The organism is Streptomyces sp. YS415, from assembly GCF_023544665.1.
Taxonomy (GTDB): Bacteria; Actinomycetota; Actinomycetes; order Streptomycetales; family Streptomycetaceae; genus Streptomyces.
This window is the reverse complement of sequence record NZ_JAMJFL010000027.1, coordinates 33,140-56,121: the sequence shown is the minus strand read 5'-3', so window position 1 is coordinate 56,121 and position 22,982 is coordinate 33,140. Positions and strand designations below refer to the sequence as shown.

Genomic DNA, 22,982 nt, shown 5'->3' with positions numbered 1-22,982 from the left:
ATGCCGCTTGGACTGACCACTGTTGAAGAAAACCCGCTGGGTCGTTTACACGATGGTGTTGGCAACCTTTGGTTCAGGCTTCGCTGGCTTTCGGGCCAGGAGGTACGCCTGCTGGCCTTGCCGGGGCCTCTCCTGCTCGTTCGGCTCACGGATCAGCCGGGCATCGACCATCAGCCCTGTCTGACTCAGCAGTTCGGCGATGCGGTCAGGAGAAATCCAGTACACGTCGAGGGACAGCTCATGCCCGTATGCGTTCTCCACGTGTCGGAGCCTGTCACCAGCCTTGAAGGCGATCAGCAGATGGCCGCCTGGAGCCAGCACGCGGTGAAACTCCGCGAACACAACCGGCAGCAGCTCCGGAGGCGTATGCACGATCGAGTACCAGGCGATGACACCGCCAAGACTGCCGTCGGCCAGGTCCAGGTCGGTCATCGACCCTTCGTCGAAGCGCAGTTCCGGATGCCTGCGCCGGGCAACCGCGACGGTTTGCGGGGAGAGGTCTATGCCGAACGCAGTCACCCCGAGGGACTGAAGGTGTGCTGTTACGTGGCCGGGCCCGCAGCCGAGGTCAGCGACGGGCCCGGCGTCCAGGGCTCGCGTGAGCTCGGCGAACGTGCTGATCATCGCGCGGCCGTACAGATCGTCCTCGAACAGAGGGGGCACGAGCTTGGCGTAGTTTTCGGCAACGGTGTCGTAGGCCAGGCGGGTGGCATGCAGGTAGGTCGGTTCGGTCATAGCTGAGGACCCTAATGCCCGCCTGCCCTGGCCAGGTGTCCTTGTGCCGGACGGCTCCAACGCGGTCGCCTGCGCGACCTGTAGCCCAATCGCCCTCCTGGCCGCGGACATTCGGCACGGCTCCACCGAACTGGCTGCGGACCTCGGCCTGCTCTGGGACGGCACTCCTGACCAGGCGCATGCCTTGCGTGATGCCTTGGCCCTGTCTGGCTGCACCGCGCTGCCTGGTCGTGACCGCTCGCAGGTGGGAGACCGGCTCACTGGTGCCAGCGGATCCTGTGCACGTCCGCGGTGCCCTGGGGCACGATGGATGTCACCCCGTGCCTCACCTCGGCCGCGACCGCCCGTGACCCTGTGGGATTCACTATCCGCTACGCCGCACTCGAGGACCTGACGAATCTGTCTGGTGAGGGGCCGTCGTCGCTCGAGGTAGCTCGGATGCCAGGTCCTGGGGCTGTCGCGTTACTGCGGATCGCTGCTCTTGGGAGGGAATGCGGTGAAGAGGGCTTCGGCATGTACCGCGTCCCATTGGCTGATCAGCAGGCGCTCCGCCTCGCCGTCGTGGCGGCGCAGTTCGATTTCCTGTCCTTTGTCGAGCTCCACCCGTACCTGCGGGTTCGTGCAGACCGCCTCAGCCTCGCCGCGCATTATCTCGAACCAGACGCCGCGTATGGCGTACCTCAGGTCATTGCCGCGGTGGCGCAGTACGCGTACCCGGCGGTCAGTCAACAAAAGAGAGGCGCGTCGCGGGAGCAGGCCCCACAGGGTGCGTCCGTACGTCACCGCACAGCCGGCTGTCATCCGCTCGCCCTCAGGAACCCATTGGGTCAAGCGTTCGCGGTCCACCGACCACTTGGCTGCTTCCATCGCGATCTCCCTCGTCTTCAGCTCCGCAGCGTTACCGTGCGGTGCTCGCCCACCCTGCAGCAGCACAGGAGGCAGGTTGGCCGCGCGCTGTGCTCGCTTACCCACGGCTCGCTCCTGGATCGGCTCGCCACCCACGGCCCCACCAGGTTGACCTCGAGCGACCGATGCCTGTGCCTGCACGCCCACCGGTTACCCGGGAATCGTGTCCATAGGGGTGACGGAACCTCAGGCGGGGCGCGGCGGGGGCGCCGACCCCAGAACGGGTCACGTGGGTACGACAGCGTCATGTGGAACGCGGAATCGGCGGTGGCAACGGCTGCGGGCGTCGTCACCGTCGGCCCCGACATGACGCGCGCAACACCGCCAGCCAGCCTGAAAGCCTTCGCCCGTTCGAGAGCATCACCTGCCGTTCGTCAGCGCCCCAGGTCGAAGCGCTCATGGTGCACCAATAAGCCGATGATGGAAGGTACCGGTATTCTGCATAGTGAATTTTTCACCGCTTTTTCTTCACGCTCGGCGTTCACCGCGGCAGCTGAACATTCGAAGGAGCCCTATGCGTCGACCAAGTTTTCTCGCCTTCGCAGCTGCCGCGTGCATGTCGGCTTTCTCCTCTGATGGCGGACACAGCAGAAAAGGCAATGGTCGCAAGAGCACCGATGTCCTGACGTCACTGCAGACCAGCCGGGCCTGGATTAATTACGCTCCGGCCAAGCCCTTCGACATGATGCTGGGCAAGCACCCGGCCACCACCGCCCAGTTGCAGCGGGAACTGCAGCACCTTTACGATCACGGCTTCCGTGGGCTGGTGACGAACACGATGACCTACGGCTGCGAGGCCATCCCACGCATCGCCAAAGAAGTCGGCTTCGAGCACGTGATCGCCAAGCTGTGGTGGACCGACGACGCGACGCTCGAGATCGAGAAGCGCAACCTGGATGCCGAGATCGAAGCGATCGATGCGGTCGTCGTCGGGAACGAGACCGTGCACAAGGCCGTAGTCCGCGGCCAAGCGGCCCAGGCGGCAGTGGACCGGCTCGGCCAGGAGATGGAACTGCTCCAACGCCGATACGGCAAGCCTGTCACAACCGGCCTGCACCGTGACGACTGGTCGGCGCACCCGGAGATCGCCACAGAGTTCGGCGACTTCACCTTCGCCAACCTCCAACCCTGGTGGGTGCAACTGCGCAACGACCCTGAGACCGCCGCGAAATGGGTCACCGCAGCCATCCAGGTGATCCGCGACACCCCGGGCATGCCAAGCGACCGCGTGATCCTGATTCAGGAAGCGGCCTTCCCCAGCGCCGCTATCCCTCCCGAATCTGCGCCCGGCGCAACCCCGGCCGCCCAGGCGGTCTTCTTCGAGAAGCTGATCGAATCCGGCGAGCAGTTCGTCTACAGCTTCGCCTTCGACGCCTACTTCGCCACCCACAGTTCACCGCCTGGCGGATTCGGCGGACTTTGGGACGCGGACCTCAACCCCAAGCCCGTCGTATCGAAGCTCGACCTCGGCGCCTATCGTCGATGACCACCGCCTCATCAATGTGCAGGCTCTATCTGCTCATGGTGCACGGCGGTAGTGCTCATGGCTGTCATGGGGTGACCAGGCCGCTGCCATGAGGTTCCTGCGTCGAGATGCTGGCTGCCCTGAGGGCATCCCCTCCCATCAGCCTTCGGGTAGTGCCAGTGCTGAGGGTCCTCGAAGTCGGGCTGCCGAGCCGCATCTGGGACAGAGCGCTGGGCGTTCCTGCCTTTACGCGGGCGCCGCCGCATGATCAGCTTCGCAGTGTCATGTACGGGCGGTCTCTGGGGAGGGACCGTGAGGGAGGGGAAAGCGCCGATGAGTGTCGTCACGGAAGAGACGACGCAGCCATGCCCGCAGTGCGGAGCCGATATCCGGGCGGATGGACGGTTCACCCTCTGGTGCGCCTCGTGCGATTGGAACGTCGATCCGCAGCGGCCCCAGGAACCGGAGGGGCGGCTGGAGCGAGCGCAGCGTGCCCTCGCCCGGCGCTACGGCGACAAGCTGCTGGCCGAGGTCACCGCCGGCCAAGCCTTGCAGGCGCGCCGGGATGTGCCCGCGCTCCTTGCCTACGCCATCGCCCTTGCCGTCCATGCGACGACGATGGTGCTGGTGGTTGCCGGAGCGTGGTTCCTCGCCTCGGGATGGGGTGGGCTGGTGCCGGGTGTGTTCCTGTTGCTTATGGCCTGGGCGCTCAGGCCCCGGGTCAAGCGGTTGCCGGACGACGCGCCGGTACTGCGCCGCGGCCAGGCGCCGGAGCTGTTCGCGCTGCTCGATGAGGTGGCCATGGTCGCAGGCACGCGCGGTGTGGACGCGGTCGTGGTGAATGCCGAGCTCAACGCGAGCGTGGGGACGGTCGGCGTGCGCGGCCACCGCGTATTGACCCTCGGGATGCCGCTGTGGGAGATCCTCACGCCGCAGCAGCGGACCGCGTTGCTGGGCCATGAGTTCGGACACTACGGCCATGGGGACACCCGCCACGGCATGGTCGTCGGGACCGCTTTGCGTTCGCTCGCGACGTGGCGCTACTTCTTCGCTCCGACCGCCGACCCGACCATGCTGCAGATGGCCGTCAACGTCGTCAGCTTCGTGCCCTACCTGCTCGTCCACGGTGTGCTGCGCCTGCTCGACCAGCTGACACTGCACGCCACTCAACGCGCGGAATACCTCGCCGACCGCGTGGCCGCTCGTGCCGGGTCCACCCAGGCCACCGTCCAGCTGATGGACCGGCTCCTGGTCATCGACTCCGCGGCCATGATGCTGCGCCGGGAGGCCAACCAGGCCAGCCTGAGGGGGCGCGCCGCTGCCGTGGAGGCCCGGCTGGCCGGACTGTGGCAGCGGCTTGCCGCGTACATGGCGTCGATCCCGGAGCACGAGTACGAGCGTCAGCGGCGGGCCGGTGCCCTGCGGGGCCACAGCGTTGACGCCACGCATCCGCCCACACACCTGCGCCGGGCCTGCCTGCTCGTGGGAGAAACTGCCTTGGCATCTGTCGTGACGAACCCCGGGCGGGAACTGAAGATCGCGACCGAACTTGCCGACGCACGTGGCAGGGTGGCACGGCAGATCCTGCGCCACGGGTTCCACGACTAAAAAGGAGGCCAGCGGGGCGGCACCCACCACCGGATGCCGCCCCGCTCGCAGTTGGGCTTGCAGCACGCCTCCCTGGCCGCCCAGCCGGCTCCTTGATGAGCAGTCCTCCGCTCCGGCTGTCGCGGAGAAGGACCTCTCGCTGTGCGCTCCCGGCGTGCCCCGGCGCGTGAGCTGGCACAGCACCGGACACAGCCTCTGCCCGTTAGAAATCAAGCTCGGTGGCGGGCCGCTTTCTCGCGACCCGCCACCGAGCACAGTGGGTTGTCGGCTCGTCGGGCCGTGGACTGCGCGCCGGGCAGTACCCTGCCGCATTCGATGTCGGCGTGCCTACGGCTTGAGCCTGGCGACGGTTCCAGCAGGGTTCTGTCGGGGGAGGACGACTTTTAGAATGTGATGTTCCAGGAGTCGATCCTGCCCGTGTCGCCGCCGGCGTTGTCGTTGACCCGGAGCTTCCAGGTGCCGTTCGCGACCTCGGCGGAGGCGTTGACGGTGTAGACCTGGCTGATGTTGTCGGTGCTGCCGCCCGAGCGGTTGTGGACCGTGTAGACGGTGCCGTCCGGAGCGATCAGGTCGATCTTCAGGTCCCCGATGTAGGTGTGCACGATGTTCACACCTACCTTGAGGGTCGCCGGGGCGTTGCCGGTCACGCCGCTGACGGTGATCGGGCTCTCCACGGTCGTGTTGTCACCGATGGCGAAGTCGGCTGTGTTCTCGAAGTACTTGCCGGGCGGCGGGGTGCTGCCGACGGCCTTGAGCGCGTCGACCTGCCCCTCGCCGAAGAAGCCGTTCTTGGCCGTGGTGCCCTTGCAGCGGCTGTCCGACGGGCAGGCGATGTCGTTGGCCTGGGTGGCCAGCTTGTCGCGCAGCTGCGCGGGGGTGATGCCGGGTTGGTGCTGGCCAGCAGCGCCGCCACGCCGGCGACATGCGGCGAGGCCATCGAAGTGCCGCTCTTGGATCCGTACTTGCCGCCCGGCAGGGTGCTGTAGATGCCGGTGGTGTCTCCGCCCGGGGCTGTGATGTCGACGACGTTCAGGCCGTAGTTGGAGTAGGAGGCCTTCGCGGTGGTGCCCATGGCCGAGACGGTGACGACGCCCGGCAGCTCGGTCGGGATGTCCAGGCAGGCATTAGTGATGGTGCGAGTGACCGGCGTCGAGTCGTTCGGGCTCTCGGTGTCGGTCGTCTTGTTGGCCAGGTCGATGTTGGAGTTGCCGGCCGCCGCGACCTGGAGCGAGCCCTTGGCCTCCGCGTACTCCTGGGCGCGCTTGACGCCCTCGATGATCGCGGCCTGGTCGGCGTTGTCCGGGCAGTTGAACTGCCACGGGTCGGTGTAATAGCTGTTGTTGGTGACCTTGAAGCCGTGGTCGCCGGCCCACATGAAGCCGCAGACGGTGTTCTCGGCGAAGAAGAGCGAGGTGCCGGGCTCGGCGATGCGCACCGAGGAGATCTTCACGCCCGGGGCCACGCCGATGACGCCCTTGCCGTTCTTGGCAGCCGCGACCGTACCGGCCACGTGTGTGCCGTGGGTGCCGATGTCGCGCCAGGCGCCGGTACGGGTGTCCGGCTTGCCGTACGCGCAGGACGCGGAGTCGGCGGCGTTGAAGTTCGGCGCCAGGTCCTGGTGCTGGTCGTCCACACCGGTGTCGAGGATGCCGACCTTGACGGAGGCGGAGCCGGTGGTGACGGCCCAGGCCTGGTCGGCCTTGATCTGGGTCATGTCGGCGCGGACCGGCTCGCCCGAAGGGGTCGTGGACTGCGCCGGGTTGGCGGGCAGCGCCGGGTTGTAGGCATCCGCCGGCACGTCGGAGGTGCGGGTGGCGCCGACCTGCTGAACCCCGCTCACACCGCGCATCGTCGCGGCGAAGGAGGCGGACGCGGAGTGGGCGGTGATGACACCGATCGCGTCGTAGTACTGGAAGACCGTTCCGCCGTTGGCGGTTACCGCGTTGCGGACCGCCGTGGTGTCACCCGGGGCGGTGATCACGAGGTACGCGCGGGTGCCGGCAACCCATGCCGCACTTGAGGAAGCGGGGGCCGCGGCCCGGGGCGCCGCCGCGGGAGCAGGGGCGTCGGTGCCGGAGGGGGAGACGGGGGCGGTGTCGGCGAGCGCGACGGGGGCCCCGAAGGCAAGCGTCGCGCCGAGCCCGGCGGCCAGCACGAGGGTACGTCGAGAGCGGCCGGATCTGTGGGGTATCAATGCCTCCTCCGAAGACCCGGTGGTCAGGCCGGGCGTACGAAACAGGTGATGGACGCAAGATGTCATGCACGCGGCTAGTTATGGAAGTGTCTTTTACGGCAGTGGAGTTCGATAATCGGTGGCCGAATTTCGACTTTAGGTCTTCCAGGAGAATCAGGTCGTGCCGGGCGGCGAAGCCGACTGCCGCGAGCGCAGCATCGTCACCGACACCCTCGGACTGCTGCTCGCGGTGCTGCTCACCGCCGCGAGCGTGCAGGACTCCATCGCCGGTACCCAGCTCGTCGACCAGGTCGTCGCACCTACGGCCGGCTGTTGTTTCGCCGCCGCCTCACGTGCGACTACGAAACCCTTTCAACCCGCTCCGAAGCCAAGATCCACTCGCGATGACCAATCTGATGGCCCGCCGCCTCACCGGCGAGGCCGCCATCTCCTGGCGTGATCCGGCACCCCAGGATGAAACCCAATGCTTGATGCAGCAACGGGAGAAGGCGACCTCTGAGCACCGCTCTGGGCGCCAGATGGGGCGAGTTGGAGCCTGACTTGCAGCACCCGCTGGCTGTGTCATGCGCGGTCGGAGACGCGTGGGCCGGTTGGCGACGGCCATGCACCCAAACGCTACGACCTGGAGCGAAACTGCAGGTCATCGGCCTGGATTGATTCCCGCACGGCTATTGACTCTGCTGGCCTACTAAGGAGTAACCTCCTCCCGGCCTCCCCCCGCACAGCCAATCACCCGAGGTGCGCGTTGAAGAAGTACGTGCTTTCCGCCCTCGTGAGCGCTCTGCTTGCGTTCACATTCGCGGCTCCGGTCCACGCCGCCGATACATCGACTTTCGGCCCGTCCAGCCACCCTGTCCTGTTCGTCCACGGGTACAGCTCGTCCGGCTCCTACTGGAACGCCATGGCCGACGACTTCCGAGCCGACGGCTGGCCGTCGTCCCACCTGGACCAGTGGAGCTACGACTGGCGACAGTCAAATGCCACCACCGCCCAGCAGTTGGGCGCCGAGGTGGACCGCCTGCTCGCGGCCACCGGCGCATCCAAAGTCGACATCGTCACCCACTCCATGGGCGGGCTGTCCAGCCGTTACTATGCCAAGAACCTGACGGGCAGCGGAAAGATCGACGCTTGGGTCTCGCTGGCCGGCCCCAACCACGGCACCGACTGGGCCAACGGCTGCGGCTACGCCTCCTGCTTCGAGATGCGCATCGGGTCCCCGTTCCTCACCTCGCTGAACTCCGGCGACGAGACCCCAGGCACCCCGCGCTACAGCACCTGGTGGTCGCCCTGCGACACCATCATCAACCCGGACAGCAGCGTCTCCCTGAACGGCGCGATGAACACCCAGACCGCCTGTCTCGGTCACACCGCCATCGGCTCGGATCAGACTGTCTACGGGCAGGTGCGCGACTTCGTCAACGGCTGAGGTGTCGCCACACCGGGCAATGGGGCTGCAGCGCGGTCGGAGCGCGCACTTCCGCCGAAGGCCGGGGCACTGTCCGGTCGCTGCCGTCCGCCGTCGTAGGCGTCAGCGTTGCTGTCGGGGGCGAGGGAGCACCGCTATGGGAGGTCGGACCACGTCCCATCGCGCGGGCTGTTCTGCACGCTCTGGCCCCAGAGTGGGCGGGACCCGCTCGCCGAGTCGGCGGCCGAACGGCCCCGTCGGCGGGCAGCGCCCGCGGCCGGGGCCGGGGCCGTGTCCAGCCACGCCAGCTCGGCCGTGGTCGAATCCACCAGCGCGTCGGCGACGGCCAGCACCTCGGGGAAGGTGACCACGTCCCGCCCGACGATCCGCCACCGCCGAAGATCACCCCATTGCGTTGCCACCCGCAGCCGCCGCAGCCACACCGTCTCCCGCTCCCCGCGCAATGGCTGCTCCCACTATCGGCCACTACCGCGTACGCCAGGCCGAACACCCTTCCCAGCTCCGCCCCAGCCTCCAGCGCCGCGGCCACCTTTGGCAGATCACGCCGATCGAGGTGCTTAAAAGGGGCTGGTCGGCGTCCGCACCCAGCTGCCACCTGCCGTGCCGGATGCGCACGCGCTCCCCATGGGGGCGTGTAGTGCACCACCCGCACGGCCGTCCCCGTACGCCGGGCCGCGCACGGACGGCAGCTGCACGCCACCGGCCCGGCGACCGCGCCGCCGGCACTGTGCCCTGCCCACCTCGGGCCGCTTGGCGTCGTCCTGCCTCCAGGACGGCAACGCCCGCGCCACACCTTCTTCGACATCGCACAGGCATGGCAGGAGCTGCCTGCCGGCTGCGTTCCGCAGCACGTGGCGAGTCGGCCCGCGCGCCTCCGCCTTGGCTGGCTCGCCTGCCGTGCTGGCTCCGGCCACTTGCCCCGGCGCGCCCATCCCGGCGGTGGTGGCCGCTGCACTACCGGCGTTTTGAGCCTGGTCGATCATCAACACTTCGCTCGATAGGGGTGGTTGGGTGGTTGCGGGCCCTTTCAGTGAGCGGCGCTGGCGAGTTCTGCCAAGCGAAGCTGCCCAGGGGCAGTCATCAGGGCGTGGGTGTCGGGACCGGCGGTGGATGCGTCAGCTGGGAGCGGTGTGCTGTTCCCTGGTGGCCTGGTCGGTCGAAGTCGTGGGTGGCCTTTGCCAGTAGGTCGAGCATGGCCAGCTCTGCGCAGCGGCCCCTTCGGGGCAGGAGAGCAACCCCTACCTCTACGCGGGCGGCACCCTGTTCTACAACGCTGATCCGTCTGGACTGGGCTTTTGCGACAACACCTTGGGGAAGGCAGTCGGTGGAGCAGTATGCGCACCGAAGGAAGTGAAGAAGAAGATCAACAAGGGAACGACAGGAGTTGAGGCAGGGGCCGGTATCTGCGTAGCAGTTGCTGAGCCGACTCCCGCCGGTGGCGCCTGCAGTGCTGTAGGAGCCGCCGCCGGTGTCGTGACCTCCGCAACTATGGAGCAGCATGTTCCTGCGGGTGCCATGCAGCGTTGCGCCCGCAGCCGGTCTCTCGGGAGTTGCAATGTCAGACAGGAACGATAGGTCCTTACCCATCGTGATGCTCGCACTGGCCCGCATCGTCATGGGTGTCTTGCTGCTGATCGCAGCCGGTGGAAGCGTCTGGATGTACGTGGCCGCCGCAGCGCTGGGCCTGGGAGGAATCTCCCTGCTGACGAATAGGTTCGATCTGGGCAAGAGGTAGGCGGTACACCCGCTGTAACCGTCCCAGCTCCGTGAGGCCACATGCACTTCACGAGACCGCCTGCAGTTCCGGACACTGAGCATGCTGCGCAACCACGCGTTGACGAACAATTGCGCATAACCGGCTGCATCGGCGGCGATTGTGGTGGTGCCCGCACCGTGGACGGCTTGGGCGCGGGCGTGGCCTCGGCCGCGGTGGGGGAGAGGTGACAGTAACGCCGAGGGCGACGGGGCCGGCTGCGATGACGATCCATACGGCGGCGCGTGTGAAGCGGATCCGTCAGACAGCTCCGAGGAAGCCTGGTGCAGGCAGTTCCATCTGCTGACAGAAGTCCTGGTTCATGGTGTGGAGTTCAGCCATGGGGGCGGGTGCGCGGGTGGTTGCTGCGAGATCGTCCTGGGCTTCCTTGGACCAGAGGAAGGGATAGACCGTAATCCCCTCAGCGGCCGTGAGGTTGACGGTCTCCTGTTGCCAGCCGGGCCAGCGCAGCCCTTCGTAGAAGTGGGCCAGCCGGTTGGTGAGGGTCCAGGTCAGCCAGGTTCCGTAGCCCATGTCCATGGCTTCCCATTCCAGGGAGTCCGGGGCGAAGTACGTCATCTGTCCGGGCACTCCGGGCCGCCCGGCCGCGGCCGGATCATGCGTGTTGAGTGCGAAGACGCCCCCGAGCACGTCGTGTCCGACCACGAGTGCGTCCTGCGGGCGCCAGGTCGGGTCGACAGCGGTTGGGAAACCGTTCACGGCAGCAAGACTCGGCAGGGCGGGCCGTGGACTTGAGGACCTGCCCCCGAAGATCCGCAGCCAGCCTCCGTCCAGCACCAGCCCCCCGCAGTGGAGGACCATTGCACCGAGTGCCGAGCCGGCACTGACCTGCAGCTGAAGAAGCGAAGCCCCATCACCGCCGGGCTGCACATCGAGCTCCGATGCAGCACGGTCCAACGCCCCCTGCAGTGCCGGCCATGCTGGAACCTCCACGTTGACCAGGTCTTCGAGTGCGCGCATCCACTCATGATCCCACCGGGGCGCATACCCCTCCTCACCGTTGGGGTTTTCGGCTGTGGACGGAGGGTGGGCGGCGGGCTCTGGCCCGTCGCCGGCGGGCGGGCACCTGGACGGGGCCCGCTTCGGTGTCCGGTGGTGCAGGATGGCTTCATGCTGATGCGAGAGGGCGATGCCGCGTAGGCGTCCGAAGGCTGTCGGTGCGCAGCGGTGGCGGCCGCGATGGCAGTACCGGGTGGTGAGGGTGCGGGGTGTGTCTGCGCGGACTCGTGGGGCGATCCGCCGGGTTGAGGATCAGGAGTTGTGGCCCAATGCGGTCGCTGATGCGCTTGCCCGTTTCGAGTGGGTGTTCAGGCGGCCCGGGCGTTATCTGAATGCCTCCGCGGTGCGTTCGCCAGGGATGGAGGTGGGGATGTCCGTGATGTCCTGGAGCAGGTGCTGCTGCATCTTCCGTGCGGGGCCAGGCGGGATGTGGGGCGGCTGATCATGAGTCTCGATGCGGAGTTCGAGCGCCGTACCCTGCCGGAACCCAACAACCTGAGCTGGCGGTGTTCGGCTGGTGGTGGACCCGCATGCGAGAGCGCTGAGCGCGCCAGGGCATGCGCCTTGTCAGCGAACGACACCAACATGGCCGCATCACAGAAAGCGTGCCAGCGCCAGGGCTGGTGAACATAGTCAGCGCCCGAGGCAGTCGGCGTGCGGGCGGTGCTGAAGCGGTGTGCAACAGCATCATCCGGAGCCTGTCCAACACGGGGCGGACGTGCCCATCCGTTCTGGTCGGGAGCATCGCCGGACACGAGGTTGCCTTGGTCCTGCTACTGAGCCCGTCTGCTTGAACTTGCCGTGCCGGCGGGGCGGTAGCCTTCGGGCATGTCGGTCAACATCAATCTTCACTTCACTGTCTCGCAGCTCACGGACGCGGCGCAGGCCGAGGCGGTCGCTGAATCGATCGGTGAGCTGCTGCGCGAGGAGGGCATCGAGGACCAGGTCGGCTACGGCGCGGTCTGTGACAGCGGTGTCCACTATGTGTCGGGTGAAACGCAGTTCCCGCTCAGTATCACCCGCTTCGGTCACTGGCAGCCGCAGTTCGAGAGCTCGTTCGCGTTTGCGGTGGCCGAGGCTGCGCCGGCGGCGAAGGGTGTCATCGAGTGGGGTTACCCGGACGAGGAACGCTGAACGTTCTCGCGCTCTGGCGGGCCGCAGCCAGGCACCGTCCAGGCGGCCCGTCAGGGAAGCCAAAAACAGGATGGTTCATCCTCTCCAGCCTAAACGCCCGCACCCCGGCCCTGAGGTAAGGCAGCACTGGACCGCGGCATGGAGCTGGCAGATCACAAACGCTTGACCGCCGACACGGGTGTTGACGTGTTATTCGCGGCTCCGCGGAGCCCCTGGCAGCGCGGCCCCAACGAGAACACCAACAAGCTGTTCCGGCAGTACCTGCCCAAGGGAACGAACGTGTCGACGTTCAGCCAGGACGATCTCGATGCCATCAGGACGAAGCTCAACAACCGCCCCGCGCACGTGCCTGGCTTCCGCACACCAGCCGAGAGTGTGTCGCTTGACCGGTTGCATCTAAGGGTGCAAGTTCAGGTGCTCTGGGCTGTGGTGACGTTCTCGATGAGAGTGGCGATGACCGCCTCGTCGGGACCGGGCTCCGGCTTGAACGTGGCGAGCTTCTCAGGTGGGAGCGGCCCGGTGGTGTCCAGGACGTGCATCGTCGCGATGACGCCTTCGACCCGTACGGCGGTCACCAGGGTCCAGGCGAAGCCTCCGTTGTCCAGCCGGGACAGGGTCCGGTAGCGCAGTGCGTCCTCCCCGAGGGCTGGGACGTCCAGCGTCTCGGTCGTGACGGACGCCTTTCCGATCGTGCTGCTGAAGTTGAACCGGCTGCATGCCCCGACGGCCGTGCGCAGCTGCTTCATGCGGGCCCGTGCAGCCCTTTCCGTTTAGCTCCTCAGGTTGGTGCTCCTGGGAGCCACGGAGGTCCCCGCCCGGTACATGATCGACGAGGCTGCGGCAGCCTCCTCACCATCACCCCCGTGAGCCTTCCTCACATGCCGGCAGACCTCCGGGGAGACAGTCTCCTTGAAGTCGAGGGAGGACTCCGGTTCAGCCCCGTCCCGGGAACTGCTCCCCGTGATCCTGAAACCGACGGCCTGGTCCGCGGTGAGCAGCGCGGCCTTCAGCTCGGCAGCGGTCAGCGGTTCGGAGTGCTCCGCCGCCCTACCGGCTGCCGTGCTCGCCAGGCCCGGTTTTCTCCCGGCTTCGACGGGCTCGGCACTGTCTCCGCACCCTGCAGTCAGTCCTATCGCCGACAGGAGTGCCACCGCCGACACCAGTCTTCGTCCGCTCTTTCGCATCGTCAGGTCCCCACCCTCGAACTCGCACTGTTCACACACGCACTATCGAACGATATCCGTGCATGCCGCGTCCTGACGTTAAGGGCTTGCGGATCACCCGTAGTTCACCGACGCTACCGGCAACGTGCTCGGCCTGGTGGATGACGCGGGCAAGCGCACCCACACCCACACCTACGGCCCCACCGCCTGCCCCGCAGCACCACCACCCAAGCCGTCCCCCAGCCGTACCGCTACGTCGGCACCTACCTGGACCCGACCGGCCTGTACAAGATGGGCCACTGCTACTACGACCCCCAACTCGGCCGCTTCACCCAACCCCGATCAACAACATAGACCCGACCGGCCTGGGCATGTTCTCCTGCATCGGAGGAGACTTCGCAGCGTCGAAGCGCCATCAGCACGGTCGCTGGTGCCCTCTCAAGACCGGCCACAGAGGTCTCAGTATCCCTGCGGCCTGGGGTGCCATCGGCGCCAGACTGGGCTGCTTCGGAGGAAGAGTTGGGGATGATCGATGACTGCGCGTCGGCCTGGTGCGAGCTGGAGCGGCAAGCTGCTCTGGGTAGCAGCAGCCTTCATCGCCATAGGGATGGTGCTTTATCTCATCGACCACCTTCTCTGAGACTGCCTGCGCCAGCTGACGCGAGCGGCAGCTTGAACGAGTAACGAGCGGGCAACCGTCGGAGGCGCGGCGGACTAGCGTTCCTGAAGCCGCCCCGCAAGCAACTCACTTCAAGCCCACCGGAAGGCCGGTAAGCCCGAAGGAGTCGGGAGCGGATGCCTTGCTGGCGCAGAAGTGGGACCACGCTCTCCTGTCCGACCCCGCCCTGACCGGCATGTCCCGGCAGCAACTGCGCGATCTCACCGACACCTTGGCCCTCCACGGCAGCGTTAAGCGAGGCCGCCCGTCCCGGCTGGCCTTCCCCGACCAAGTCCTGGCAGCCGTCCTTTACCTGCGGGTCGCCCTGGCCGCGGAACCCCTCGCCATGCTGTTCGACAGCAGTAGGACTGCCATGCACCGCACACTGCTGAAGATCAGGACGCTGCTCAAGGCGCGCAGCATCATCATCCCGCCAGCGGCCACTCCGCCCACGGCCCTCACAGCCTCCAGGCTCGGGTTCGAGCCCTGAGCAGCGACTCCAGCAGCATGATCAAGACAACATGTTAATGATCTGTAAGCCCTCAGTCTTGTCGCATTCCGCGTGCGTGGTGTGCGACCGCTGCTGCGATGGCCTGGCAGTAGCGCATGACGCCTGGTGACCGTTTCGTACACGGTTTGGGGTTCTTGGTCATCGGTTCCAGGCAGAAGTGCAGGTAGTCGTTGTCGTGGTGGAGTTCGGTGGTGGTGCCTTTGGTGCAGTACTCGGGGTGGGCGCGCTCGTAGGCATTGCAGGGCAGCTGCTGTACCCAGGTGTAGCGGTCGCCCGCGGGTGACACCGCGGCCCCGGCGTCGGCTGTGAGGTCGCCGGTGGATTCGGCCTGGGCCCTGTAGATGTCGTTGACGCGCCGGATGCGGTCGGGGGTTATCGGATCGGGGCCCTGGAGCACCCAGACGAGTGTGGGACGCTCGATGCCCACGTCGGCCGCCGCGCGTTCGATCTCAATGGTCAGGGCGCGGGCGTCGGCGGCGTACCGCTCGTAGTAGGCGCGCTGGGGCGCGAGTATCTTGCCCATGCACGGCGTGTAGATCCAGGAGTTGCCCCAGAACTGGAGCACCACGACCTGGGGCCGCTGCGCGCGCACCAGCGCGGCCGCCGTGTGGTGGCGGGGGACGAGGAGGGAGTCCCCGGTCTTGCCTTCCATGTAGTCGCAGAGCGTGGTGCCGGAGTGCGGGGCGCTGTGCAGGGTCGCGGTGCCGGATTCCTTGAGGAGGTCGGCGAGAACAGTGTGGTTCTCCAAGGCGATGGAGTCGCCCAGGTAGAGGGCACGGACGGGCTGGTGGGCGGGGTCGTCGGTGGGGTCTGCGGGCGGTGAAGGGTCGGTCCCCGGTTTCGCTTCCGACTCTAATTCTGGGTAGGGGCTGTTGTCGGCCGCCTTCCCGACGGACGTGGTAGCGGGGGGTGTGGGTGCGGCGGCTGCGCCCGAGGGGTCGGAGTCGACCACCACCCGCCAGCCGAGTACGGCGGCTACCACCACAGCAAGCACGGTAGCGGCGAGGATGCCACCCCTCAACAGGCCTCGTCCCTCGTTCACTTGAACCTCCCAGCTCCCCGCGCGACGACCAGCGCACCACAGTGTCGGCTCCAGGCGCAGACGTCCAGAGCCGCAGGTAGTTAATGGGTCCGCACAACGATCGTTTGCCTGCAAGGCCAGACGCTGGTTCACAGGCGCGCCTCAATCCTGCGCAGCGCGTCCAGGAGAGGGGTGAGGGCGACCACGGGAACGACGGCTGCTCTGCGCGTCGGCCTCGACCGCTTCGGCTGCTGGCCGATGCCAGTTCGAATGCCTCTGGGCTGGGCGAGAAGGTGGCGTAGAAGGAGGTCCGGGAAAGGCCTGGCTCGGACCGACGGTCATGTCCGCTGCGGGGCCCAGGGCGGTCGGCCGCGCCGTGAGACGGCCCGCTGACGTCGTTGCCGACGTCACCGCCCTGCCCGCGCCCCACATGCCCATGCGCCGGTGTGGGTGGCGGTCAGGCCGATGGCACAGCCGGGGCAGTGCGGGCGGCGTCAAGGACGTCCTGTAGGGGGAGTGCCAGGGCTGCGGCGAGTTCGGCGAGTTCTTCTTGGGTGGGGTGGACGGGGCCGTGGGCCCCGTCCTGGGCGAAGACGCGGATGCGTGGGGTGCGGATACCGGTCCGGGCGGCGAGGGCTTGTGCGTTCAGGTGACGGCGGCGCATGCCCTGCTGGAGCAACTGCGAGAGATCAGCCATCCGCTTCTTCTACCCGGCCGAGCCCTGCCCATCCCCTTCCTCCGCCGGCATCCCCCCGTTGTGTGATGCCGGCAGCCCGCCAGTACGTGCTCTCGCCTGCGCGTGGGGTAGCCGTCCTCGGTCGGTCGGACGCGTCGGGTGTCATCGTTGTGCGGGGAGGCTGGCGGGTGCCGTTGTGGGTCCGCGGCCGCGGCCGCAGCCGTAGCTGCGGCTGGCGGCGGGTGGCTTGGGTTAGCGGTCGCGGAGGCTGCGGGCGGGCAGGAGGACTTTGGCGGACCGGTTGAGTGTCTCCTCGTCGTTGGCGAAGGCGGCGAGTTTGTCGGTGTCGGTGAGTTCCCCGCCCGGCCAGGTGCGGGTGGTGATCAGGAGGCAGGCGTATCCGCGTTCGGCGACATCCGTGAGCCACTGGCTGGAGGGGACGATGGGTGTGTTGATCTGCGGCATGGACAGGACCACGGATCCGTCGACGACGAGGAGGCCGACGGGCATGCTCGGCCGGGAGCTGCCGTCGATGAGGCCTTCGTCGGGGGAGAGCTGGCAGTTGTGCATCAGCTGCTCGACGGCGGCGCAGGAGCCTTCGGGACCGTCTGTGCCGTCTCCGAGGGAGAAGGCGAGGATGTAGGGGATGGCGCCTTGCGGTGTGGGGCGGCTCCATGACATGGCGACGAAGGTGCCCACCTCGGCGGAGCGCACGGGGTGTGTCTGTGTTGAGTTCGAGGTCACGGCGTGACCGTATCGGCGCCGTAGCGGCAGCCTTGGTCCCCGCTCACTCAACCGGGTGACACCTGACCGGTTCTGTACCCGAACGAAGGACCAAGGCGCTCTGGCTGCGGCCTTGCGGCGCTCTGGTGCGGGATGCTGCCGCCGAAGGGAGCCTCCGGGCAGGCGGTGCGCCCCGGGACCGGGAAGCCTGCGAGCGCTGTGGCCGCCGCGGGGACACAGCGTCGCGCTCCAGTCGGCCTGCTCAGTCCGGCGCGCTCGGTGCTGCTTGCTCAGTGCGGCTCGGCGGCGGTCTGGTGCTTGCGCCGGTGCTGGCGGGCCGCGATGAGAGCGGGGACGACGCCCACCGCGAGGACGAGGAGTCCGCGTTTCCATACCTCGGCTTCGACGCGGGTGGCGAGGAGGACGCAGGACGCGGCGCCCAGGACAGGCACCACGACCGGAACCCGGAAGTACGTGCGGTCGGGGGCGTCCTTGCGCAGTACCAGAGCCGCGGTGTTGACCATGAAGAAGACCACGAGGAGGAGAAGGACCAGGGTCGAGGCGTTGGTGGCGACATCGCCGGTGAGGGCCAGGAGCAGCGACAGTGTGGTGGTGACGGCGATGGCGACCCAGGGGGTGCGGCGCTGCGGCAGCACGGCCGTCAGCTGACGGGGCAGGAGTCCGTCGCGGGCCATGCCGAACGCCAGCCGGGAGGACATGATGCCGGTCAGCAGGGCTCCGTTGGCCACGGCGACCAGGGCGATCGCACCAAAGAGCCGCTCGGGTACCCCTCCCGCTACTGTGACGACTTCCAGCAACGGACCGCTGGAGTTGGCGAGGACGGTGGCGGGAACGGCGGCGGTCGCCGCAAGCCCGACGAGGACGTAGATGAGACCGGCGGTGGCCAGAGCGCCGAACAGCGCCCGGGGATAGGACCGCACCGGGTCGCGCGTCTCCTCCGCCACGTTGACGGACGTCTCGAAACCGACGAAGGAGTAGTACGCGAGCACGGCGCCGCTGAGCACGGCTGCGGCCGCCCCCTTCTGCGGGGTACCGAGGTCGGTCAGCGCACCGAGGTGTCCGTCACCGCGCAGCACGATCCACGCCCCGAGCACGACCACGATCAGCAGGCCGCCGACCTCGATGACCGTCGCAACCACGTTGGCGCGGGTCGACTCCTTGATGCCACGCGCGTTGAGCAGCGCCAGCACCAAAAGGAACACCACGACGACCGCCGCCACGGGCAACGACACGAACACGCTCAGATAGTCACCGGCGAAGCCGCGGGCAAGCGCGGCGACGGAGACGATTCCGGCCGCCAGCATGCAGTAGCCCGCTAGGAACCCCGCGAAGGGCCCGTACGCCCGCGTCGTGTAGTGCGAGGCCCCACCCGCGCGCGGGTACTTCGTCGCCAGCTCGGCATAACTCCCCGCGGTCAGCATCGCCAGGCACAACGCCACACCCAACGGCACCCACACCGCTCCGCCGGACGCGGCGACGATCTGCCCCACCAGCACATACACGCCCGCGCCCAAGACGTCACCGAGGATGAAGAAGTACAGCAGCCGCGTCGACAGAGCCGAATCGAGCAGGCTCTGCCCCGCTGCCCGCTCCCCGGGCTGCGGCCCGCGCCGCGCCGGCTGCCCGGATGCCGAGGACCTGGAAGTGTCCATGCGCTCAGGCCCTCTCTCGCCCAACAGCCCCCGCCTCACCCCAAGCGCGCACACGGCGCCGCCCGGGCTGCGCCGCCGGGACCGGCCGCCGCGAACGCCGAAGAGCGGACCACCCCCACGCCGTGGCTGCAGGGATGGCAGACAGGTCACGGTCGCTGCGCGCTGCGCCGCGCGGCGCAGCGGTAGATCTTTCCATGTGCAGGTGAGTAGCCCGCCGCACGGGACGCAAAACGCAGGTGAGCGGGTGATACGGCCCTGCCCGGTCCTTCCGGCGATCACACAGGCCTACGGCTGCTGCCCAAAGGCCACCGGCCGCCGAGCGGCAAGTGCACGGGCAACCTCCCGGCTTCCCAGCCCCCTACCTGTTTTAGCTCCCGGGCCGCAAGCTGGCTGGGCCGGACTCAAGCCCCCGGCTCCCCGAGCCCCAGACTCGCCGCCGGGCTTCCTGCTCCCCGCTCCCGGCACTCCCGTCCCCTGACACACGGCAGCGCACACACGGCGAGTGCACGGGCAGGCTGCCGGCTTGCTTGAGTCCGGGTCGCAAGCTGGGGGCCCCAAGCAGGCCGACGCGGGAATCGGCCTCAGACGGCAGGCCGCCTCTCGCCCGTTGTCCGAACCTGCAGCCGGTGAGGCCCTGTTTCGGGCGGGGCGGTGGTGTGTTTAGGGTGAGGGTGAGTGCTTAAGGCCACAGGCACACCGCGGGACGCGTCGCGAGCAGGCGTGCGCTCCTGCGGTCCTTTTGTGTCCTTGTGCCCTCAGGAGGTGCTGTTGTGATCGACGGAAGCCAGGGGATGTCCGGCCCCTTGCCTGCCGGTCCTCATACGGATGGGCCTTCTGGGGGCGTACCTGCCGCTTCGGCGGGTGCGCTTGAGATGCGCAACCGGCAGCTCGCGCGGGCCGCGGTCGATGCGGCGCAGCGGATCCTGGTTCACCGCTACCGTCTGGCTTGTCCCGCTGAAGGTTTCGAACTGCTGAAGCGGACGTCTCAGCGCTTCAACATCAAGCTGCACACGCTTGCTGATGCCGTGGTGCGTATCGCCGGCCCGGACGCGGGTGCCGGGCGGTGGTTTCCGCGCCGGGCCCGCTTCGTCGCCCCCGCGCTGCCGGATCTGGCACTGCACGGGGCGGAGGCCGAAAGCCAGGCAGTGGTTCTTCGGGCGGCGCTGCGGCGGGTCCTGCACGTGACCGAAACCGACATGGGCAACGTCCAGCTCGCCGAAGGCGGGATGCTGCGGCTGGAGAAGCACACCGGTCTGAACCGGTACTTCACTGACTTCTTCGCCTTCGTTGAGGACTCGACCACCGCGTGCGCGCAGGCCGCCCAGCAGCGTCAGCAGATCACCGTGAAAGACGTCGAATCAGCCGACATCTTCGATGACGATTCCCGCCACGCCATCCTCCAGGCCGGCAGCCGCGCCGCCCACAGCCTCCCCCTGACCAGCCGTGGCCAGGTGATCGGCATGATCTCCTCCCACCACGAACACCCCCTGGCCGGCCTCAGCCAGACACAGCTCACCGCCCTGGAGAACACCGGGGCCAGCGTGGGCCGGTGGCTGAACTGGCACCGCCACACCGTCGTCCTCGACGCCCTGGAACACCTCCACTCCACCGCCCGCAATCACCGGTGACCATTTTGTGCCGGGCCAGTGGAGAAAGTGTGCGCAGCCGTAGACCAGCCACGCTGGCCAAAGCGGTGCCTGTGATGACAGTGTGGGCAAGCGGGTGCAGGCTCTGGTCGAAACAGAGACGGTCCCTCGCAACCGGGGCTCGCTTAGGAAGCCAGGCGGGAGCCGTCGACGTTTGAGGTGGACGGCTGTGTGTCCGCTCGACCGTGCCCAGTGCCTGGCCCCGCAGATACATCCCCACCCACCGCGGCACCCACGCCCTCGCCTGCCTGCACACCCACACCGGTCCGGCCACAGCACGGTCGTCAACCGTTCTGCGGCCCGGTGACTTCGCAGCGGCGGGTGAGGCGTTCGTAGGCGCGGACGGCGCGCGACTTTCATGATCCAGCCGGGGATGCGTTCCACTTTGTAGCGGCGGGGGCAGATGACGAAGCCCTCGCGCTGCGGGCCGGGAGCCACCATTGTGACGGCCTTCTCGTCCATGGCATGACAAGACGCTTCCTGGTGCGGTGAGGGCTGTGCTGCGGCGATGCTGTCCAGCAGCTCCCCGAGGGCGACGTGCGCGTCTTGCTTGATGGAAGCTCTCTGATCCCCCTCTGCTCGTGCACGGCTGGTCCTGTCGGCTTCGACTCTGCCTTGAGGGGGATATCCGCAACATTTTTCCCGAACCAGTTCTCACCGGTGTGTGGGTGCTGCGATGTTTCGGGGGTAAGCGGGCAGGGCCCTGCACGGCGCTTCGGAAGTGAGGCGGGTCCATGGATACGGCTGCCCAAAATGAGGGCCAGGAGTCGCTCTCCGGCCGTCCGATGGCGGTGGCTGCCGCGTTCGAGGGCGATCAGGGGATCGGGGAGGCCCGTGCCGTTGCCCGTGACTTCCTCAGCTCTGTGCAGGTCGTCCACGGGCTGCCGGTGTCGGCGCGGGCATCGGGCATGGTGCAGCTGGTGGTGAGCGAGTTGGTGACCAACGCCCGCAAGTACGCCCCGGGGCCGTGCCTGCTGGACCTGGAGGTCACCGGGGGCGCGGTCCAGATCAGCGTGTGGGACCAGAGCACCGACCTGCCGTCGGTCCAGGCCGCCGACCCAGAACGGGTAGGGCAGCACGGCTTGGAGATCGTGATGGCGGTGTGTCAGGACTTCTGCGTCCACCGCGAACCGGTGGGCAAGCGGATCACTGCATCCGTCGTACTCGCCGACGACCCAGGCGGAGACGCCGCAGGCCACCAGGCCATATGAACTCAGGTGGCGTCTCTGGGACCCGGATCGTTCTGTCCACCGGCGTTGCGGCCTTTGGCGTCAGGTCGTGCTGGCTGGTTCAGGTGTGAGCCGGGACGGGTGGGCGACTCGGCAGAACGAGGGGTTGGGCACACAGCCTCTCAGGCTCTTCGCCGTCCCACGACGGCGAAGAGCCACTCACCATGCATGTGATCTTCGCGTCCCGTGGAGGGCGCGCATCACCGTTTCGGTGCGGGGAAGGCGTACAGCAAACCCTGCCCGTGTGGAGACTGGTGATGACGACCTCCCGTGAACGGCGGCCCGAGGCCGACGAAGCGCGTGATGCCACGGTGGCCGGTCTTGAGCAGGAGAACGCTCAACTGCGGCAGCCGTCGACTCCCATGCGATTGTCGACCAGGCCATAGGCGTCCTCGTGGCAATCCACCGGCTTCCGCCGGCGGACGGGTTCGAGGTGCTGCGCGAGGTGTCCCAGCACACCAACATCAAACTGCACACGATCGCGAACGACGTGATCTCGTGGGCGCTGGGGCAGCCCTTGCCAAAGCCGGTGGGCGAGAAGCTGGATGCGGCGGTGCGGCGGCGCCTACATCGAGGAGAAGCTTCAGGCCAGCCCGGGTAGGGCGGCTCAGGTGTCCAGGGCTTGCTCGAGGGTGGGGTGGCACGGGATGACGTCGTCGACGCCGACCAGCTGTAGGACGCCCAGGACCGAGTCCTGGGCGCCGGCGATGCGCAGCCACCCTTGCGCTGCGCTCACTTGCTGGTAGGCGGCGACGAAGACGTTGATGCCGCTGGAGTCCATGAAGGTCACACCGCTGAGGTCCACCACGATCCGCGGCGGCACCGCGTCGCTCGTGCCCAGCAGGGCCTGGCTGAGGACGTCCCTGACGTCGTGGTCGATCTCTCCCCGCACGGTCACGACACGGACGCCGTCGACAACTCGGGTTTCGGCGGAGAGCCGGCCAGGCCGGTCGGCCTTCTGGTTGTCGGTCACTGTCTCCTCGACTGCGCTCAGGCCCGGCCCCCTGGGCACACGATTCTGCCGCACGGCGTCGTCGGGGCGCACCCCACTGGATGTGCCGAACGACACCTCTGTGGCATGCATGACGTCGCCACGGGTACTGGCGCCGTCCAGGCGGAGTGAGTCCGTGTCCACGCTCGCTCTGCTCGTCGCGCTGCTCATGGTCGTCGTCGGCATAGTGCTCACGGCTGGCGCCGCCTCCGTCGTGCACCGTCATCCGACTGGAGTCAGCCCTTTGGCGCCGCGTTCGGCTCGGTCATGGTGATGGTCGCGCTGGTCGGTGTGAGCCTCACTCGGCGAACCGCACGCCGTGCGTGGCCAGCCCGAGCGCCGGAGGAGCCGCTCACAACGGTGGTGTTCCCTCACCGATGAAGGGCACCGGCGTCTCCTCGTCCGGGATGGCGAGAGGACGGATCCGGCGCTCCTGGCCGGTCGGCATGC

At 67.8% G+C, this 22,982-nt stretch carries 20 protein-coding genes and 4 pseudogenes; 12 read left to right on the top strand and 12 right to left on the bottom strand.

Translation table 11 applies throughout. The features are described from left to right. Positions 1 to 45 precede the first annotated feature (45 nt). Positions 46 to 735, bottom strand: coding sequence for a class I SAM-dependent methyltransferase (locus M8H82_RS28065; protein WP_250077855.1), 690 nt, complete (start codon positions 733 to 735; stop codon positions 46 to 48). 462 nt (positions 736 to 1,197) lie between these two features. Continuing rightward, on the bottom strand, positions 1,198 to 1,707 hold the full coding sequence (locus M8H82_RS28060; protein ID WP_250077854.1) for a hypothetical protein: 510 nt from the start codon (positions 1,705 to 1,707) through the stop codon (positions 1,198 to 1,200). 180 nt (positions 1,708 to 1,887) lie between these two features. Here M8H82_RS28060 and M8H82_RS28055 point away from each other — a divergent pair, with 180 nt between their 5' ends. From M8H82_RS28055 to M8H82_RS28045, 3 genes are all read left to right on the top strand, one after another. After that, positions 1,888 to 2,217 carry a hypothetical protein gene (locus M8H82_RS28055; RefSeq protein ID WP_250077853.1) on the top strand — a complete coding sequence of 110 codons (330 nt, stop codon included), beginning with the start codon at positions 1,888 to 1,890 and terminating at the stop codon, positions 2,215 to 2,217. Further along, entirely contained in the window at positions 2,198 to 3,127 is a 930-nt protein-coding gene (locus tag M8H82_RS28050) for a hypothetical protein (RefSeq protein ID WP_250077852.1), read from the top strand. Before M8H82_RS28055 ends, M8H82_RS28050 begins: the two co-directional genes overlap by 20 nt. A 312-nt stretch (positions 3,128 to 3,439) precedes the next feature. Beyond that, on the top strand, positions 3,440 to 4,714 hold the full coding sequence (locus M8H82_RS28045; RefSeq protein ID WP_250077851.1) for a M48 family metallopeptidase: 1,275 nt from the start codon (positions 3,440 to 3,442) through the stop codon (positions 4,712 to 4,714). A gap of 383 nt (positions 4,715 to 5,097) precedes the next feature. Here M8H82_RS28045 and M8H82_RS28040 read toward each other — a convergent pair. Next, positions 5,098 to 6,869: pseudogene (locus M8H82_RS28040) on the bottom strand (S8 family serine peptidase). Positions 6,870 to 7,092: 223 nt separating this feature from the next. On the opposite strand from M8H82_RS28040, the pseudogene M8H82_RS36835 reads away from it, so the two are divergent. Both M8H82_RS36835 and M8H82_RS28030 read left to right on the top strand, forming a co-directional pair. Then, positions 7,093 to 7,360: pseudogene (locus M8H82_RS36835) on the top strand (IS5/IS1182 family transposase); the annotation flags it as partial. A 293-nt stretch (positions 7,361 to 7,653) separates the two neighbouring features. Next, a complete protein-coding gene (locus M8H82_RS28030) occupies positions 7,654 to 8,334 on the top strand; it encodes a triacylglycerol lipase (RefSeq protein ID WP_250077850.1) in 681 nt (226 codons plus the stop codon). 134 nt (positions 8,335 to 8,468) lie between these two features. Here the strand turns inward: M8H82_RS28030 and M8H82_RS28025 are convergent, their stop codons facing one another. Continuing rightward, a complete protein-coding gene (locus M8H82_RS28025) occupies positions 8,469 to 8,777 on the bottom strand; it encodes a hypothetical protein (protein ID WP_250077849.1) in 309 nt (102 codons plus the stop codon). A gap of 1,571 nt (positions 8,778 to 10,348) precedes the next feature. Then, a complete protein-coding gene (locus M8H82_RS28020; RefSeq protein WP_250077848.1) occupies positions 10,349 to 11,068 on the bottom strand; it encodes a DUF2625 family protein in 720 nt (239 codons plus the stop codon). 867 nt (positions 11,069 to 11,935) lie between these two features. Between M8H82_RS28020 and M8H82_RS28015 the strand changes: the two genes are divergently transcribed. Both M8H82_RS28015 and M8H82_RS28010 read left to right on the top strand, forming a co-directional pair. After that, the gene (locus tag M8H82_RS28015) at positions 11,936 to 12,241 is read left to right on the top strand and encodes a hypothetical protein (protein WP_250077847.1); all 306 of its coding nucleotides are present in this window, start codon (positions 11,936 to 11,938) and stop codon (positions 12,239 to 12,241) included. A gap of 138 nt (positions 12,242 to 12,379) precedes the next feature. After that, positions 12,380 to 12,568 (top strand): annotated as a pseudogene (locus M8H82_RS28010) (transposase); the annotation flags it as partial. An 83-nt stretch (positions 12,569 to 12,651) separates the two neighbouring features. Here M8H82_RS28010 and M8H82_RS28005 read toward each other — a convergent pair. Both M8H82_RS28005 and M8H82_RS28000 read right to left on the bottom strand, forming a co-directional pair. Beyond that, the gene (locus M8H82_RS28005; protein ID WP_250077846.1) at positions 12,652 to 12,987 is read right to left on the bottom strand and encodes a hypothetical protein; all 336 of its coding nucleotides are present in this window, start codon (positions 12,985 to 12,987) and stop codon (positions 12,652 to 12,654) included. Positions 12,988 to 13,011: 24 nt separating this feature from the next. Further along, entirely contained in the window at positions 13,012 to 13,425 is a 414-nt protein-coding gene (locus tag M8H82_RS28000; protein WP_250077845.1) for a hypothetical protein, read from the bottom strand. Positions 13,426 to 13,611: 186 nt separating this feature from the next. Here M8H82_RS28000 and M8H82_RS36650 point away from each other — a divergent pair, with 186 nt between their 5' ends. Next, on the top strand, positions 13,612 to 13,758 hold the full coding sequence (locus M8H82_RS36650; RefSeq protein ID WP_308293286.1) for an RHS repeat-associated core domain-containing protein: 147 nt from the start codon (positions 13,612 to 13,614) through the stop codon (positions 13,756 to 13,758). Between the two features lie 458 nt (positions 13,759 to 14,216). Then, positions 14,217 to 14,590: pseudogene (locus tag M8H82_RS27990) on the top strand (ISAzo13 family transposase); the annotation flags it as partial. A gap of 14 nt (positions 14,591 to 14,604) precedes the next feature. On the opposite strand, the gene M8H82_RS27985 reads toward M8H82_RS27990, so the two are convergent. The 4 genes from M8H82_RS27985 to M8H82_RS27970 all read right to left on the bottom strand — a co-directional run bounded on the left by M8H82_RS27985 (position 14,605) and on the right by M8H82_RS27970 (position 18,666). Next, complete coding sequence (locus M8H82_RS27985) at positions 14,605 to 15,558, bottom strand: SGNH/GDSL hydrolase family protein (protein ID WP_250077844.1); 954 nt, start codon at positions 15,556 to 15,558, stop codon at positions 14,605 to 14,607. Positions 15,559 to 16,051: 493 nt separating this feature from the next. Continuing rightward, the gene (locus M8H82_RS27980) at positions 16,052 to 16,291 is read right to left on the bottom strand and encodes an XRE family transcriptional regulator (protein ID WP_250077843.1); all 240 of its coding nucleotides are present in this window, start codon (positions 16,289 to 16,291) and stop codon (positions 16,052 to 16,054) included. Positions 16,292 to 16,522: 231 nt separating this feature from the next. Next, positions 16,523 to 17,014 (bottom strand): DUF5949 family protein, encoded by a 492-nt coding sequence (locus tag M8H82_RS36645; RefSeq protein ID WP_250077842.1) that lies wholly within the window; start codon positions 17,012 to 17,014, stop codon positions 16,523 to 16,525. Positions 17,015 to 17,283: 269 nt separating this feature from the next. Continuing rightward, positions 17,284 to 18,666 (bottom strand): APC family permease, encoded by a 1,383-nt coding sequence (locus tag M8H82_RS27970; RefSeq protein WP_250077841.1) that lies wholly within the window; start codon positions 18,664 to 18,666, stop codon positions 17,284 to 17,286. An 872-nt stretch (positions 18,667 to 19,538) separates the two neighbouring features. Here M8H82_RS27970 and M8H82_RS27965 point away from each other — a divergent pair. The 3 genes from M8H82_RS27965 to M8H82_RS27955 all read left to right on the top strand — a co-directional run bounded on the left by M8H82_RS27965 (position 19,539) and on the right by M8H82_RS27955 (position 22,142). Beyond that, a complete protein-coding gene (locus M8H82_RS27965) occupies positions 19,539 to 20,294 on the top strand; it encodes an ANTAR domain-containing protein (protein ID WP_250077840.1) in 756 nt (251 codons plus the stop codon). 752 nt (positions 20,295 to 21,046) lie between these two features. Beyond that, complete coding sequence (locus tag M8H82_RS27960; RefSeq protein WP_250077839.1) at positions 21,047 to 21,523, top strand: ATP-binding protein; 477 nt, start codon at positions 21,047 to 21,049, stop codon at positions 21,521 to 21,523. Between the two features lie 412 nt (positions 21,524 to 21,935). Next, complete coding sequence (locus tag M8H82_RS27955) at positions 21,936 to 22,142, top strand: ANTAR domain-containing protein (protein WP_250077838.1); 207 nt, start codon at positions 21,936 to 21,938, stop codon at positions 22,140 to 22,142. Positions 22,143 to 22,148: 6 nt separating this feature from the next. Here the strand turns inward: M8H82_RS27955 and M8H82_RS27950 are convergent, their stop codons facing one another. Beyond that, positions 22,149 to 22,514, bottom strand: coding sequence for an STAS domain-containing protein (locus M8H82_RS27950; RefSeq protein ID WP_250077837.1), 366 nt, complete (start codon positions 22,512 to 22,514; stop codon positions 22,149 to 22,151). Positions 22,515 to 22,982 lie beyond the last annotated feature (468 nt).

Bases quoted from the DNA above. Each gene is read 5' to 3' on its own strand.
- M8H82_RS28065 (WP_250077855.1), bottom strand. From the start codon at position 735: ATGACCGAACCGACCTACCTGCATGCCACCCGCCTGGCCTACGACACC.
- M8H82_RS28055 (WP_250077853.1), top strand. From the start codon at position 1,888: ATGTGGAACGCGGAATCGGCGGTGGCAACGGCTGCGGGCGTCGTCACC.
- M8H82_RS28050 (WP_250077852.1), top strand. From the start codon at position 2,198: ATGTCGGCTTTCTCCTCTGATGGCGGACACAGCAGAAAAGGCAATGGT.
- M8H82_RS28045 (WP_250077851.1), top strand. From the start codon at position 3,440: ATGAGTGTCGTCACGGAAGAGACGACGCAGCCATGCCCGCAGTGCGGA.
- M8H82_RS28020 (WP_250077848.1), bottom strand. From the start codon at position 11,068: ATGCGCGCACTCGAAGACCTGGTCAACGTGGAGGTTCCAGCATGGCCG.
- M8H82_RS28015 (WP_250077847.1), top strand. From the start codon at position 11,936: ATGTCGGTCAACATCAATCTTCACTTCACTGTCTCGCAGCTCACGGAC.
- M8H82_RS28005 (WP_250077846.1), bottom strand. From the start codon at position 12,987: ATGAAGCAGCTGCGCACGGCCGTCGGGGCATGCAGCCGGTTCAACTTC.
- M8H82_RS28000 (WP_250077845.1), bottom strand. From the start codon at position 13,425: ATGCGAAAGAGCGGACGAAGACTGGTGTCGGCGGTGGCACTCCTGTCG.
- M8H82_RS27980 (WP_250077843.1), bottom strand. From the start codon at position 16,291: ATGGCTGATCTCTCGCAGTTGCTCCAGCAGGGCATGCGCCGCCGTCAC.
- M8H82_RS27970 (WP_250077841.1), bottom strand. From the start codon at position 18,666: ATGGACACTTCCAGGTCCTCGGCATCCGGGCAGCCGGCGCGGCGCGGG.
- M8H82_RS27965 (WP_250077840.1), top strand. From the start codon at position 19,539: ATGCGCAACCGGCAGCTCGCGCGGGCCGCGGTCGATGCGGCGCAGCGG.
- M8H82_RS27960 (WP_250077839.1), top strand. From the start codon at position 21,047: ATGGATACGGCTGCCCAAAATGAGGGCCAGGAGTCGCTCTCCGGCCGT.